Below are 14,383 nucleotides of genomic sequence, written 5' to 3' on the forward strand. Positions count from 1 at the left end.
GGAATGTCTCTCCGTCAGGTGCTGCGGCCGGCGCGCTCGCGGGAGAGCACGTTCCGGGCCAGTGTCTCGAGCGCCTCGCGCAGGCCCTCGTCGGCCACGGGCGCGGCGAGGCTTTGGGCCTCGCGCTCGGTCCGGGGGTCGGGTGCGGGCGCGCGCCGCGCAGGCGCGGTGTAACCCGCCTGCGCTTCCGCGAAACCCTCGGGCGCGGTCTGGGTGATGCGCAGCCGGGCGATGGCGTTGTAGCCGTAGGCGGCGTTCACGCGGGCGCGCAGGCGTTCCTTCTGCATCTCCAGAACCGGGGCGTGCGCGCCCGTCGTCAGCAGCGTCAGCGTCGCGCCGAAGCCGCCCTGCGCGTAGCTGACCTTCACCGGGCGCGCCACGGCGGCCATGTCGGCGCCGGCGATCTCTTCCCACCTTGTGAGCAGACGGGACACGGCGAAGCCGCGCGCCTCGCCGGCGCGGCGGATGCGGGATTGCAGAAGGGTCGCGGCGCGGGCGAAACCGCGCGTGGTCGCGGGTCTGTCGATCACGGGTTGAATCCTTACCTCACCCCCTATTCTAAGGGACCAAGCGCCGCGCGCCAGCCCCTTCCGCCGCGAGGTCAGCCAACTCCATGTCACGCTTGCGTGAATCGCCTTCCGCCGATGAGCTTCTCGCCTGGTATGACCGCCATGCGCGGGCGCTTCCGTGGCGCGTGGGGCCGGCAGAGCGCGCGGAAGGGCGCCGGCCCGATCCCTACCGCGTCTGGCTGAGCGAGGTGATGCTTCAGCAGACCACCGTGGCCGCGGTGCGTGGGTACTTTCACCGCTTCACCGAACGCTGGCCCACGGTAGAGGCGCTCGCCGCCGCCGAGGACGGCGCGGTGATGGGCGAGTGGGCTGGGCTCGGCTACTACGCGCGCGCCCGCAACCTGCTGAAATGCGCCCGCGTGGTGGCATCCGATCATGGCGGTCGGTTCCCCGACAGCGCGGACGCGCTGCGGGCGCTGCCGGGCATCGGCCCCTATACCGCCGCGGCGATCGCCGCGATCGCGTTCGACCGGCCCGAGACGGTGGTGGACGGCAACGTGGAGCGGGTTATGGCGCGGTTGCACGACATCCGCACGCCCCTGCCCGCCGCGAAGCCCGAGCTGACCAAGGCCGCGGCCCGCCTGACGCCCGATGCGCGGCCGGGCTGCTACGCCCAGGCGGTGATGGACCTCGGCGCTACGATCTGCACGCCGCGCAATCCCGCCTGCGGCATCTGCCCGTGGCGCGCGCCCTGCGCCGCGCGGGCCGAGGGCACGGCGGCCGGGCTGCCGCGCAAGACCCCTAAGAAACCGAAGCCGGTGCGCCACGGCATCGCCTACCTGGCCCGGCGGGTGGACGGGGCCTGGCTCTTGGAGCGGCGGCCCGACAGCGGCCTTCTGGGCGGGATGCTGGGCTGGCCCGGCACCGACTGGGCCGAGGGCGCACCCGATCCCGCGCCGCCGATCCGCGCGGAATGGCGCGACGCGGGCGCCGAGGCGCGGCACACCTTCACCCACTTTCACCTGCGCCTTGCGATTCGCACCGCGCTCGTCCCGATGGACCGTGCGCCCGAACGCGGGACGTTCCTGGACCCCGAGGTGTTCCGCCCGTCGGAACTGCCCACGGTCATGCGCAAGGCCTTCGACATCGCGCGAAAGTTGTAGCGCACCGCGATTTCGCCACAGTCTCTCCGCAAGCCTGCCACGGCCGCGCGCGACACCGCCCCAAAGTCACCAGGACGGATCAGGGCGATGTCGAATCACTCGGATTTCCAGGCGCGTCTTGCGCGGATCGAAGCGCGCCACGGGGCCGGCGCGCCGCTTGCCTCGACCGACGGTGGGGCGATCGGCGAGGACGAGGCGCAGGCCCGCCCGACGATGCGGTTCGGCGTGATCGTCGTCGGGCTCGTCACGGGATTCGGTCTCGGGCTCGCGGGGATGCTTATTCTGATCTGAGCGCGGCCGCGGACGCCGCGCGGCGAGTGCCGGGGCGCCCGGTGACGCAAGGTCGCCTCGCGGCCGGTGCGCCCGCCCGTCGCCACGCGGCCGCCCCGGTGCTAGTCTCGACTCCAGACATCACCAAGCGGTCGCACGCGCCATGCAGCAGCTTCACACGATCCCCGCCACGCAGCTGAGCCGCTGGCAGTCGGCCATTCCGTTCTGGCTGTCGCTGGCGCTGCCGCCGCTCGCGGCGTACGGTGCATGGGCCGGGGGCTGGAACGTGCTGCTGCTGCCGCTCGTGACCTGGTATCTCTTCGCCGCGGCCGACGCCGCGCTCGGGCGCGACAGCGGCAATGCCGACCCGGACACGCCCGACGAGGCGCTGCGCTGGTACAGCCTCGTCACCCGGGTCTGGGCGCCGGTACAGTTCGTCACGCTTTTCGGTCTTCTCTGGTACGTCCCGCGGGCGGATCATCTGGGCACGCCCGAAACGGTGGCGCTGTTCTTCGGCGTGGGCGTCATCACCGGCACCATCGGGATCAATTACAGCCATGAGTTGATGCACCAGCGGAACCGGTGGGAACGCTGGCTGGGCGACGTCCTTCTCGCCATGGTGCTCTACTCCCATTTCCGCTCGGAACATCTGCTGGTGCACCATCGCTATGTCGGAACCCCCCGCGATCCGGTGACGGCGCGCTACAACGAGGGGTTCCACCGGTTCTTCCCCCGCGTACTGCGCCAGTCCCTCGCCTCGGCCTTCACAGCCGAGCGGCAGATGCTCGCGCGCAAGGGCCGGCCCTGGTGGGCGCGCGAGAACCCGTTCTGGCGCTACTGGGCGCTGCAAGGTTCGATGCTGGCGCTGGCCTTCGCCCTCTCGGGCTGGGCGGGCCTCGCGCTCTTTCTGTGGCAAGCCGTGATCGCGGTCTGGCAGCTCGAACTCGTCAATTACGTCGAGCATTACGGGCTGACGCGAAAGCATCTGGGCGACGGACGATACGAGCATGTGCAGCCGCACCATAGCTGGAACGCGTCGCACCGGGCGTCGAACTGGCTGCTGATCAACCTGCAACGCCACTCGGATCATCATTACAAGCCGGATCGCCGGTTCCCGCTCTTGCAGACCTACACCGACCGGGAGGCGCCGCAGCTGCCCTACGGCTATCCGGTGATGACGATGGCGGCGATGGTTCCGCCGCTCTGGCGGCGGATCATGAACCCGCGCGTGCGCGCCTGGCGGCGCCAGCACTACCCCGAGATCGCGGACTGGCACCCCTACAACAAGGCGCGCAACCCGATGCCGCGCTAGCATTCTGCACCTGATACAAGATGCCCTTGCGAAGGCAGGCGACAGGTCAGGACGCAAGTATTGCGGCTGGGAATGTCAGATGACGGCAGTCAGCCCCGGAGCGGATACATGGCTTCCCTAAATCTTGGATATGTATTAAATGTCGAACGATTACATAGAACCTCGCTGATCGGAACATTCCCCTTCCTCTATCGACAGGACATTTATCAATGACGGCACTGAACTTTCCCACTGAGAGCGAAATAGACGAATTCGCATCAGGCTTCTACGGTTATGGAGATTTCGACTCCCCGCTATGGTTTATAGGTATGGAAGAAGGCGGTGGAGACAGCGCGGGCGAGGTGACGAATAGAATTCGCGCCTGGCAGCAAAGAGGATGTTCGCCTCTGGAAGACGTGGCAGAGTACCACGATGCTTTTATTGAGAGTGGCTTTAGCTCGATTACCAAGCAAAACACTTGGTCAGCACTTAGCCGCATTCAACTCGCCTATAATTCAGGCTCCAAGTCAGGTCTTAGTGTGCGCAACCACTGGCGGCAGCAACTTGGCAGACGAGGTTCGGCAACCTGCATTATGGAATTGAACCCCTTGCCCTCGCCGAGCATCACTACTTGGAAGTATCCAGAATTCACCGATATGCCATTTTTGGCAAGCCGGATTGCCTACAACGCTCGGTATCGATCTGGTCGCATAGCGTCGATCAAAGATATGAATGTGCAGCATGCGCCAAAAGCTGTCATCTTCTATGGAAAGAAATACGAAAGTTTTTGGGCCGAAATCGCAGGAGTGCCATTCGAAAGGGAGCAATTTCATTCGCGTGCTGTGAAAGGTTGTACTACTTTTATTTCGATACACCATCCAAACGCGAGGGTGAGAGGGAAGACGAACGATTATCTAGAAAATTTAGGCACTACGCTACGCGATGTATCTTAAACTTCCGAGGTTTTCAGGCGCTTCAATCTGTGTCTCCGGCAAGCAAGCCAGCCCTTTGCAGTAGATGTTGCATGTGAGATATTACCAGTGCTTGAAGCTCAATGCCCGATTCGAGCCCGAAGTGTCTAATGCTGGAAGACGTATGAATGTCCACCATTGGATCGCCTGACCTAAGAAAACGTCCTTCCTGGGCTTGAATGTGGCTAAGCGGACATTCGACGGACGACAGCTCCTCCCTACAATAGCGGACATCAACTCTAACCGTCTACCGAGAATTTTTTTGGGGGCCTTTCTCGACATCAATTCGCAACGGCAACGAGTTTCGCTCAGGTTTGGACCATTTACTGCAAAGGGCTGGGCTAGCAAGTGGTTGTTGCATTTGGGCCGCTTGTGTTGTTTCCCACGCGGTATATCCTCCAACTTTGCAAACTACGACCCTGCGCAAAACCGTCGCTCGCACCTTTGCCGAGCGGTGGAGGTTCACCAGAGGCGCTCCGGGGAACTCACGTCAGGCGCAGAACGCTAGGTGAGGGGCGCGCCCGGCATCAGCGCACCAGCACCGGCGCCGCGCCGACGTGGCTGTCGGCCTCCAGCGCGTTCAGCAGGAAATCCGCCACGTCCGCGCGGCTGATGATCCCGTTGCGCCAGTCCGCCTTCTCGGTCAGCACCTTGTAGCGCCCGGTATGCGGCCCGTTGGTCAGGATGCCCGGGCGCACGATCGTCCAGTCGAGATCGCTCGCCTTGATGAGATCCTCCTGGCGCGTCTTGTCGTCGTAGGCGCGCCCCATCACGGCGCGGAACGGCAATCTTTCCGCAAGGCTCAGCCGTTCGGAGCTTTCGCCCGCGCCGAAGCCCGTGACGGCCAGCAGGCGCCGCACCCCCGCGGCCGACATCAGCGGCAGGAGCGCCTGGGTGGCCGTCGAGAAGAGCGCCACCGGCTTCGTGATGAAATCGAGGTTCTTCGGCACGCCGAGCGCGAGGATCACGGCGTCCACCCCCTCCAGCGCGGGCCGGAGGTCGGCTGGATCCGTGGCGTCGCCCGGCACCGGTTCCAGCCGCTCGCTGTCGAGCGCGATCTTGTCGGCGCTGCGGGCCATGGCGCGCACCGTGAAACCGCGTTCCAGCGCCTGGCGCGTCACTTCAAGGCCGATGCCGCGGCTCGCGCCGATCACGAGTATGCGTTTCATTGCGGGCTCCCCTTGCCGTTCCGCCCGAACAGATAGCACGAACGGCGCATAAAAAAGGGCCCCGCCGGAAGGGCGGGGCCAGGTCGGCGCGCTGTCAGGCGACAGGCACCGGCGGTGTTCGGAGACTCAGTTGGGCCGTGCGGCCATCTCGGCGCGCAGCTGCTGGCGCAGCACGTCGATCGGCACCGTCTTGCCGTCGCGCCGGAAACACCAGTAGGTCCACCCGTTGCAGGAGGGCGCACCTTCCAGCGCCGCGCCCACCTGGTGGATCGATCCCTTCACCTGGTCGGCCACCAGCGTGCCGTCCGCGCGGACCTTGGCGCTCTTGCCGCTGAGAGAGGTCAGCACCTCGCCCGGCCGCAGCATCCCGCGCTCGACGAGCTGGCCGAAGGGCACCCGCGGCTCCGCGCGCCGCGACGGGCTCACCTCCAGCGCGGAGCGATCGTAGGGCCGCACGGCGCGCAGCCGCTTCGCGGCGAGCTCGCGGTAGCCCGCGTCCCGCTCGATGCCGATGAAGTCGCGCCCGAGCATCCGGGCGACCGCGCCGGTGGTGCCGGTGCCGAAGAACGGATCGAGCACCAGATCCCCGGGATTTGTGCAGCCGACGAGAACACGATGCAGCAGCGCCTCGGGCTTCTGGGTCGGATGCGCCTTGCCGCCGGCCTCGTCCTTGAGGCGCTCATGTCCGGTGCAAAGCGGGATCACCCAGTCCGAGCGCATCTGGATGCCCTCGTTCAACGCCTTGAGCGCCTCGTAGTTGAAGGTGTATTTCGCGCCTTCCTCACGGCTTGCCCAGATCAGCGTCTCGTGAGCGTTGGTGAAGCGCTTGCCCCGGAAGTTCGGCATCGGGTTCGACTTGCGCCAGACAACGTCGTTGAGGATCCAGAAGCCCGCGTCCTGCAAGGCCGCGCCCAGGCGGAAGATGTTGTGGTAGGAGCCGATCACCCAGATCGCGCCCCCGGGCCTCAGGACGCGCCGCGCCTCGGCGAGCCAGGCACGCGAGAAGGCGTCGTAGGCCGCGAAGCTGTCGAAGCGGTCCCAGTCGTCGTCCACCGCGTCCACCCGGCTGTTGTCCGGGCGGTGCAGGTCCCCGCGAAGCTGCAGGTTGTAGGGCGGATCGGCGAAGACGAGGTCCACCGACGCCTCCGGAAGCGTCTTCATGGCCTCGATGCAGTCGCCGGCAAGGATCTCGTTGCGCGGCACGGCGGCCGCGGTCTCGCGCGTTGTCATCGTGTTTTCTCTGCCTCTGTCCCCGGCGCGGTTCGGTCCGCGCTCGTCTGGTGAGACCGAAGATGAGTCAAAGGCGATTCGCGGTCAATTTCTTTTTTCGAATCAGGTACTTATCATTTTCGCTTGATACAATATCTTGTGCACCGGCGCGAAGGACCGCCTATGGTGTGGGGAGGGTCCGAGATCTTGAAGCGCCGCGATGTGGCTTTTCGACCCGTATCCCATGTTCGTCTCCCAGCCATAACCCGGGAACTGTTGCGCAAGCTCCAGCATGAGCGCGTCGCGCGCCACCTTGGCCATGATGCCCGCCGCCGCGATCGAACAGCACACCCCGTCGCCGCCGACGATCGCGTCCGCGCCGCAGGGCAACGCGGCGGGCAGGCGGTTGCCGTCCACGAGAAGGTGCTGGGGCGGGCGGGACAGGCCGGCCACGGCGCGCGACATGGCCAGATGCGCGGCGTGCAGGATGTTGAGTTCGTCGATCTCCTCGACGCTGGCATGGGCGACGCAGACCTCGCCCGCGGCGGTGATCTCGGCGGCAAGTTCGACGCGGCGCGCCGGCGGCAGCCGCTTGGAATCGTCCAGCCCTTCGGGGACCCGCGCCGGATCGAAGATGACGGCCGCCGCCGTCACCGGCCCGGCGAGCGGACCCCGCCCAGCCTCGTCCAGCCCGGCCACGCGAAGCAGCCCACGGCCATGCAGCGCGCGCTCGAGGGTGAAGTCGGGACGGTCCATGCATCACGGGATGCCGCCCGACACGGGCCGAAGGCAAGTCGAAAATGGGGTCGCGCCCTGCCAGCCGCGCGCCCCCGGTCGCCGGCACCGCCCGGCGGCGCCGGCCTGCTCACCCCCGATCGAGGCGCCAGCCTTCGGCGCGCATGCAGCGTGCGGCGTAGCCCAGCGTACGGCCGTGGAAGGTGCGATAGCGCTGAAGACAGGCCCCCGGCAGCCGGTCCGGCCGCGGCACCGCGCGCACGGCGCAGTCGCGGTCGATGTAGCGGCGCACGCCGTTGCGGTCCTCGATCGTGCGCAGGCAGCGCGGCGGAACGGTCTTGGCAAGCTGCGGGCGCGCGGGCGCCGCGCGGCGCCGCTCGTCCTTGCGATTGTCCTGGATCGCCTTTCCGATGATGGCGATCGCCGCCACGCCCAGAAGAACGCGGGCGAGGTCGTCCTGGTCGGCCGCCCGGGCGGGCTGGGCGGCCAGGGCGGTGATCGTCAGGCTGGCCGCCAGAACGGCGGCGACGAAACGTCGGGACATGAGAGGACTCCTTTTCTGCGTCCGGCGCCCCGGCCGCGTCCGGCGGCGCGGGGCCTGCGCGGTCCCTCTTCGGCCCGGTCCGGCGCGGCAGGCAATAACCGGCCCCCGCTATCCGATAGCGCCCCCGCGCAAGCTCCGCGTTATTGAAAAGCCGCGGGCTTGGGCGCAGTGTCTGGCGCATGACAAGACATGCCATCCTCCCCGCGCTCCTCGTGATCGCGACGGCGCTCGCGGCGACGCCCGCCGCGGCGCAGTGCTATGCCGATTACAAGGCGAAGCAGGACGCGCCCCTGCGCCTGCATTACGGAACCGCCGAGATCGCGGGGCAATGCACGCCCGCCGCCGCGGCCGAGGCGCTCGCGCCGCGCCTCGCGGCGGCGGGCTGGACGCTGCTCAACGTGGTCTCGGTCTTCGGCCCCGAGGGCCTCGCGGAAAGGAAAGAAAGTGCCGGCGCCTTCCACCTCCGGTTCTGAGGCGCGCCGCCCCGGCGCGCGCCTCGTCGGCGCGGGCATCGCCGCGATCCTCGCGCTGCTCGCGGGGGCGGCGGCGCTGCTGCTCGTCACGCTGCCCGACGGCGACGCCTTCAACGCGCGCGTCGAACGCATCTTCGTGGAGAACGACGACCTCACCAGCCAGGCCGAGATCAAGCTTCTCGAGATCCTCGCGCAATCCGGCACGGCGTTCTCGGACACGCTGGCAGGCTATCGCGTGGTGATCGTGGTGCTGCTGGTCTTCGCCGCCGCGATGCTGGTGGCCGCGCTCGTTTTCCTGGTGATGCTCGTGGCGCTCAACCGCCGCATGGCGCAGATCGAGCGCGCTGGCATCCAGGTGAACTCGCTCCTCATCAGCCGCGAGGAGAATACCGTCTATCTCAACAATCTCGGGCTCACCCTCACCCCCGCCGCGATGGAGACGCTGAGCGCGCTGGCCGAGGCGCGCATGGACGACGAGGTGCTGACCGGGGCCGAGATCGAGGCGGTGATCTCCGGGCGCCACGCCTCGGACTGCGACGAGGCCGCGGGCGCGACGCGCATCAAGCGGCTGCGCGACGGGCTGGGCAACCAGCTGGTGAGCGCGCTTCTGGTGCGCAACATCGCCCGGCGCGGCTACATGCTGGCCGTGGACAAGGACGCGATCCGGGTGATCTGAGCGCCGCCCGCCTCAGCTCTCGGTCAGTTTCAGCTCGATCCGGCGGTTCTGCGCCCGCGCCTCCGGCGTGTCGGCCGGGTTGATCGGCTGGTATTCCCCGAAACCGTTGGCCGAAAGCCGCTCGGGCGGCATGCCGTGGGTCTCGATCAGGTCGCGCACGACCGAAAGCGCCCGCGCCTGGCTGAGTTCCCAGTTGTCCTCGAACTCCGCGTCCGCGCGCACGGGCACCGTGTCGGTGTGCCCGTCCACGCGCAGGATCCAGTCGATCCCCGGCGGGATGTCGTCCATCACGTTCTTCAGGATATCCGCCACCTGGGCGACCTCGGCGCGCCCCTCCTCCGACAGTTCCGCCGCGCCCGGCGCGAAAAGCACCTCGGAGGCGAAGACGAACCGGTCGCCCTCGATGCGCACGCCCTCCTGCGCGCCCAGAAGCTCCCGCAGGCGGCCGAAGAACTCCGAGCGGTAGAGCTCGAGGTCTTCCTTCTCCGCCTCGAGGCGGGCGGCGCGCTCCTCCTCCAGCTGGCGGCGGCGGCGCTCTTCGGCGGCGGCACGGGCCAGCGCGGCGTTGAGTTCGGCGCCCAGGTTCTCGATCTGCACCTCCTGCGCGGCGTCCGCGGCGCGGGACTCTGCAAGAAGCGCCTGAAGCCGCTCGATCTGGCGGTTGAGTTCGCGGACCTGGCTGTTGAGCAGCGCCGTCCGTTCCTGCGCCTCGGTCGCCGCGCTCTGCTGGCGCGCGAGTTCGCGGTTCGCGGTGGCCAGAAGCGCATCGCGGCGGTCACGCTCCTCGGCCAGCCGATCGGCCTCTTCCTCGGCGGCGAGCCGCGCGGCGGCGGCGGCGCGCAACTCCTCCGCGAGATCGGCGCGCCGCGCCTCCGCGTCCTCGCGCGCGGCGATGGCCGCGGCGAGCCGCTGGCCCAGATCCTCGCGCGCCGTTTCCGCCGCGAGCGAGGCGGCGAGCGCCTCGGCGAGCCGGCGCTCGAGGTCGCTCCGGCGGTCCTCGGCGCGGGCCGCCTGGGCGTCGCGGGCGTCTTCGGCCTCGGCAAGCGCCTGCTCGAGTTCGCCCACACGTGTCTCGAGCACCTCGGCGCGGGCCTCCGCCCCGCCGGCGTCCCGCCGCGCGGCCTCCAGCGTCTCGATCCGGGCGCGCGCGGTTTCGAGCTCCGTGCGGAGCGTCGCGGCCTCGCCCTCCCGGGCGGCGATCCGTTCGAGCGCGCTGGCCAGCCGGGCCTCGAGATCCGCCGCCTCGGCGCGGAGCGTTTCGGCGGCCGCCTCGGCCTCCTCCCCGGCCTCGGAGCGCAGCAGCGCGGCGGCCAGCGCCGCCTCCGCCTCGCTGAGCTCCGATTGCGCGGCCGCGGCGTCGGAGCGGGCCTCGGCCAGCGCGCTCTCGCGGCTCTCCAGCCGGGCGAGCGCCAGCGCGAGACGCTCTTCGAGGTCCGCGACCTCGCCCGCCCGCGCGCGGGCCCGGGTTTCCGCCGCCTCGGCCTCCTCCCGCGCGGCGGCGAGATCGGCCTCGAGCCCCTCCTGGGCAAGGAGCGCGGCGGCGAGCTTCGTGTCGAGATCCTCCTGCGCGGCCTCGGCGGCGGCCAGAAGCGCGAGCGTCTCCTCCGCGCGGCGGCGCTCCTCCTCGAGCCGCAGGGTCATGGCGGTGAGTTCGGCCTCCGAGTTCTCCAGCCGCTCTCGGAGCCGTTCGGCCGCCGCGGCCTCCGCGAGCCGCGCGGCCTCCTCCTTGCTGAGGGCCTCCTGCAGGTCGCTCACCCGGCTTTCCAGCGCGGCCTGCATCTCCGCGCCCTCGGCCGTCTCGGCGCGCAGATCGGCCACCAGCGCCTCCAGCGCCTCGCGGCGGGCTGCGGCGAGGCGGGCGGCCTCGGCGGCGGCGTCGATCTCGTCGCGGGCGGTGGCCAGCGCGGTTTCCAGCGCGTCGCGCTCGGAACTCAGCGCCGCGCGCTCCTCCTCGAGCCCGGCGATCGCCGCGCGATCCGCCTCGCGCTCGGCCAGGAGGCTCGCCACCTGCTCCTCGAAGCTCGCGATTTCCGCGCGCGCATCGCCCAGCGCCTCGACCTGCGCGTCGCGCTCGGCCCTGAGGCTGTCGATGAGCGCGGCCTGGCGTTCCGATTCCCGCTCGCTCGCCGCCAGCGTGGCCGAGATCTCGCCCAGATCGTCCTCGAGCTCGGCATTGCGGCGCTGCGCGAGCCCGAGCGCCCGGGCAAGCTGCGTGACCTCCGCCGACAGCGTGTCGAGCTCGCTCTCCTGCCCCGAGATTTCCTCGGTCAGCACGAACTGCACCACCATGAAGATCGTGAGCACGAAGATGAGCACGAGCAGCAGGCCGGTCATCGCATCGACGAAGCCGGGCCAGATCGAGGCCTGGAACCTGTTGCCGGGGCGCCGCGAGAGCGCCATGGCTCAGCCCTCCCCGCCCTTGGCCTCGCGCGGGGCGTCCGCGCTGCGCGGGCGCAGCGCCGCGGCGCGGTTGCCCGCGGCGATCTGGCCGACGGCGCGGGTCAGCGCCGCGAGGTCGGTGCGAAGCTCGGCCATGCTTTCCTGGCGGCCGGCCGACATCTCCTCCAGCAGTCGCAGAAGCTGCACGTCGATCGAGCGCAGGCGCATCCGGCTTTCCGCGTCGATGCCCGTCTCGGCCCGGTCCTGGTTCTCCAGCACCTCGGCAAGCCGCTCGTGGCCCTCGGCCACCCGCACCAGCGCCGAGGTGGACGGCGTCATCGCCTCGATCCGCTCGGTCATGCGCTCGACCGAGTCGGCGAGCTGGGCCAGCTTCTCGTCCACCAGCGCGCGGCTTTCGTCGGACTGGGCGAACACCTGACGAAGCTGTTCCATCTGATCGGCCATCTGGTCGATCACGGCGACGACCGCGGCGGTCTCGCCCTGGTCCTCGCTTTCGCTGGCAAAGCCCAGCCGCGTGATCGAGGAAAGCCATTCCTCCAACTCCCGGTAGAAGCGGTTCTGCCCGTGGCTTGCAAAGAGTTCGAGCAGGCCGACGACGAGCGAGCCGGTCAGGCCCAGGAGCGAGGACGCGAAGGCGATCCCCATGCCGCCCAGCTGCGCCTCGAGGCCGGTCATCAGGCGGTTGAAGACCTGCACGCCTTCCTCGCCCTCCTGCGGCGCGAGGCCCCGGATCGTGTCCACCACCGCCGGGACGGTGGTCGCGAGGCCGTAGAAGGTGCCGAGCAGGCCGAGAAAGATGAGCGTGTTGACGATGTAGCGGGTGATCTCGCGCGCCTCCTCGATCCGCGTGGCGACGGAGTCGAGGATCGAGCGCGTGGAGGTGGCGGAGATCTGCATCCGCTTCGCCCGCGACCGCAGCAGCGTGCCGAGCGGCGCCAGAAGCTGCGGCGCGCGGGTGTCCGCCGCGCCCGGCCGCCCCTCGGCGAAGGCCTCGATCCAGCGCACGGAGGCGATGAGCTGGAAGACCTGCCAGAAACAGGCGAAGACGCCGATCACGAACACGATGAAGATGAAGCCGTTGAGCCACGGATTGGCCTGGAACACCGGCAGCACGCGCGGCAGCGCCACGAAGGCGCCGAACGCCGTCAGCCCGAGCGCGACCAGCATCAGGACGATCTGGCGGACGGGTTGGGAGAAGTGCGGCGCCGCCTCTAGGTCGGGCTGGTGCATCAGGGACAGGCTCCTGAAGCTTGGCTGTCGGCGCGCACCCTACGGGCTAAAGCGAGGCAAGCCAAGGCACTAAGCCCCATCGGCGCCCTTGATCGCGCGCACCCGCTCCGACAGCCATTCCAGATCGGCATCGCGGATGCCGAGATCGGCCAGATGGGAGGCGGTGTTGTGCAGATACTCGTCATTGGGCCCGCGCCCGCCATGGGCCGCGGCGATGATGTGCGCCTGCTCTTCCATCTCGAGATGCACATATTGTTCATGCCCGGGATCGATCACGTAGGTCACCGCCTCGACGCGGCGCCCGTCGTCGAGATCGAGGGACAGCCGCGTCTCCAGGTAGGCGGACGACACCAGTTCGCGCCCCCGCAGGTAGTCGAGCGTCGCCACCTCGGTGCCGGGCTCGGGCGCGAGCGCCACGCCGTTGCACGCCGCACCCGCCATCGCGTCGAGCGCCAGCACCAGCCCCGGCGTCTCGGGCGTGCCGCGGTGATGGATCGAACGCATGCAGAAGCTCCGGTGCCAGCCCTGCAACGTGGCGAGCCGGCGCTCCGCCACCGCGAAGCCGGGATTCCACAGCAGCGACCCGTAACCGAAAACCCACATCGTCATGCGTCTGGCCCTTCCATCGACGCAGGGTTAAACACGGGGCCGAAGACTCCGCCAGAGGGGGCGCGACGTGAAACGGATTCTGATCGTGGTGCTGATCGTCGCGCTGGCCGCTCCGGGCTGGTGGTTCGTGGCCGCCGCATCGCTGGAACGGTCCCAAGTAAGCTGGCTGGCCGAGCGCCGGGAGGACGGCTGGCAGGCCGACGCCGAGGTCGAGGTCAGCGGGTTCCCGTCGGGCTACAAGATCACCTACCGCGACATCGTGCTCGCCGATCCCGAGACGGGGCTTTCCTGGCAGGCGCCCCTTTTCACGATCGAGCGCCCGCTCGAAACCGGCCGCCGCCTCACCGCGGTCTGGCCCGAGACGCAGCGCTTCGCCACCCCCGAGGGGGGCGTGGCGATGGAAAGCGACGGGATGCGCGCCGAGCTGGCGCTCGGCCCCGCGCCGGAAGAGGTGCTGGACCGCCTCGCGCTCTCGGCCGAGACGCTCCGCATGGACCCCCTTGGCACGGGCGCCTGGGCGGTGGCGCGGCTCGACGCCTCGGCGGAACGCAGCGAGGCTCTGGCCGAAGCCTACGCCGTGGACATCCGCGCAGCCGGCATCGCCCCGCCGCGTCCGATCCGGGGCCTGCCGGACACGCTGGAGGCCGTCTCGATGACGGCCGATCTGACCTTCGACCGTCCGTGGAGCATGGCGGCGATCGAGGAGGCGCGCCCGCAGCCGCGGCGCATCGACATCACCCGCGCCAAGGCGCGCTGGGGGGAGCTCGAGCTTCTTGCCGCCGGTCGTCTTGCCGTGGACGCCGACGGCGTGCCCTCGGGCCGGCTTGAGGTGAAGGCGCGCAACTGGCGCGAGATCCTGGCCATGGGCCGGCAGAGCGGCGCGCTGCCCGACGGTCTTTCGAGGCGGATCGAGGACGGGCTCGGGCTGCTGGCGCAGATCTCGGGCAACCGCGAGACGCTCGACGTGCCGCTCAACTTCGAGAACGGGCGCGTCGCGCTGGGTCCGATCCCGCTTGGCCCCGCGCCGCGCCTCGTGTTGCGCTGACGCCGCGCCGGTCCGCGGGCTGGACAAGCACGCGGCGGCCGGCGCAAGGTTTTCACCGAACACCCGGCAGAGCCCGGGGCCGCTCAGCC

General features: G+C 69.3%; 15 protein-coding genes. 7 read left to right on the plus strand and 8 right to left on the minus strand.

The features are described 5' to 3' along the window. Positions 1 to 14: 14 nt before the first annotated feature. Positions 15 to 530, minus strand: coding sequence for a DUF721 domain-containing protein (locus AB6A66_RS06150; protein WP_371055198.1), 516 nt, complete (start codon positions 528 to 530; stop codon positions 15 to 17). 83 nt (positions 531 to 613) lie between these two features. Between AB6A66_RS06150 and mutY the strand changes: the two genes are divergently transcribed. The 4 genes from mutY (at position 614) to AB6A66_RS06170 (ending at position 4,186) form a co-directional block, all read left to right on the plus strand. Beyond that, the gene (mutY, locus tag AB6A66_RS06155; protein ID WP_371055199.1) at positions 614 to 1,672 is read left to right on the plus strand and encodes an A/G-specific adenine glycosylase; all 1,059 of its coding nucleotides are present in this window, start codon (positions 614 to 616) and stop codon (positions 1,670 to 1,672) included. Between the two features lie 87 nt (positions 1,673 to 1,759). Beyond that, the gene (locus AB6A66_RS06160; RefSeq protein ID WP_371038220.1) at positions 1,760 to 1,963 is read left to right on the plus strand and encodes a hypothetical protein; all 204 of its coding nucleotides are present in this window, start codon (positions 1,760 to 1,762) and stop codon (positions 1,961 to 1,963) included. Between the two features lie 142 nt (positions 1,964 to 2,105). Beyond that, entirely contained in the window at positions 2,106 to 3,254 is a 1,149-nt protein-coding gene (locus AB6A66_RS06165; RefSeq protein WP_371055200.1) for an alkane 1-monooxygenase, read from the plus strand. 209 nt (positions 3,255 to 3,463) lie between these two features. Further along, entirely contained in the window at positions 3,464 to 4,186 is a 723-nt protein-coding gene (locus tag AB6A66_RS06170; RefSeq protein WP_371055201.1) for a hypothetical protein, read from the plus strand. A 545-nt stretch (positions 4,187 to 4,731) separates the two neighbouring features. Here the strand turns inward: AB6A66_RS06170 and AB6A66_RS06175 are convergent. The 4 genes from AB6A66_RS06175 to AB6A66_RS06190 all read right to left on the minus strand — a co-directional run bounded on the left by AB6A66_RS06175 (position 4,732) and on the right by AB6A66_RS06190 (position 7,861). Then, positions 4,732 to 5,373: an NAD(P)-dependent oxidoreductase gene (locus AB6A66_RS06175; RefSeq protein WP_371038217.1), complete on the minus strand. Its 642-nt coding sequence runs from the start codon at positions 5,371 to 5,373 to the stop codon at positions 4,732 to 4,734. Between the two features lie 126 nt (positions 5,374 to 5,499). Beyond that, on the minus strand, positions 5,500 to 6,603 hold the full coding sequence (locus AB6A66_RS06180; RefSeq protein ID WP_371038216.1) for a site-specific DNA-methyltransferase: 1,104 nt from the start codon (positions 6,601 to 6,603) through the stop codon (positions 5,500 to 5,502). Between the two features lie 102 nt (positions 6,604 to 6,705). Continuing rightward, positions 6,706 to 7,338, minus strand: a complete 633-nt coding sequence (locus tag AB6A66_RS06185) for a ribonuclease HII (protein WP_371055202.1) — start codon at positions 7,336 to 7,338, stop codon at positions 6,706 to 6,708. Between the two features lie 109 nt (positions 7,339 to 7,447). Beyond that, positions 7,448 to 7,861, minus strand: a complete 414-nt coding sequence (locus AB6A66_RS06190; RefSeq protein ID WP_371055203.1) for a hypothetical protein — start codon at positions 7,859 to 7,861, stop codon at positions 7,448 to 7,450. 179 nt (positions 7,862 to 8,040) lie between these two features. Here AB6A66_RS06190 and AB6A66_RS06195 point away from each other — a divergent pair, with 179 nt between their 5' ends. Beyond that, entirely contained in the window at positions 8,041 to 8,334 is a 294-nt protein-coding gene (locus tag AB6A66_RS06195; RefSeq protein WP_371055204.1) for a hypothetical protein, read from the plus strand. After that, complete coding sequence (locus AB6A66_RS06200; RefSeq protein WP_371038212.1) at positions 8,306 to 9,010, plus strand: transcriptional regulator; 705 nt, start codon at positions 8,306 to 8,308, stop codon at positions 9,008 to 9,010. The genes AB6A66_RS06195 and AB6A66_RS06200 overlap by 29 nt, the downstream gene beginning before the upstream one ends. 12 nt (positions 9,011 to 9,022) lie before the next feature. On the opposite strand, the gene AB6A66_RS06205 is transcribed toward AB6A66_RS06200, so the two are convergent. From AB6A66_RS06205 to AB6A66_RS06215, 3 genes are all read right to left on the minus strand, one after another. Next, positions 9,023 to 11,410, minus strand: a complete 2,388-nt coding sequence (locus AB6A66_RS06205) for a peptidoglycan -binding protein (protein ID WP_371055205.1) — start codon at positions 11,408 to 11,410, stop codon at positions 9,023 to 9,025. Positions 11,411 to 11,413: 3 nt separating this feature from the next. Beyond that, positions 11,414 to 12,640, minus strand: a complete 1,227-nt coding sequence (locus AB6A66_RS06210) for a biopolymer transporter ExbB (RefSeq protein WP_371055206.1) — start codon at positions 12,638 to 12,640, stop codon at positions 11,414 to 11,416. A 69-nt stretch (positions 12,641 to 12,709) separates the two neighbouring features. Then, positions 12,710 to 13,249 carry a gamma-glutamylcyclotransferase gene (locus AB6A66_RS06215; RefSeq protein WP_371038209.1) on the minus strand — a complete coding sequence of 180 codons (540 nt, stop codon included), beginning with the start codon at positions 13,247 to 13,249 and terminating at the stop codon, positions 12,710 to 12,712. Between the two features lie 67 nt (positions 13,250 to 13,316). On the opposite strand from AB6A66_RS06215, the gene AB6A66_RS06220 reads away from it, so the two are divergent. After that, positions 13,317 to 14,294, plus strand: a complete 978-nt coding sequence (locus AB6A66_RS06220; RefSeq protein WP_371055207.1) for a DUF2125 domain-containing protein — start codon at positions 13,317 to 13,319, stop codon at positions 14,292 to 14,294. Positions 14,295 to 14,383: the final 89 nt, after the last annotated feature.

Source organism: Rhodosalinus sp. K401 (genome assembly GCF_041365735.1).
In the GTDB taxonomy this organism is placed as follows: Bacteria; Pseudomonadota; Alphaproteobacteria; order Rhodobacterales; family Rhodobacteraceae; genus Rhodosalinus.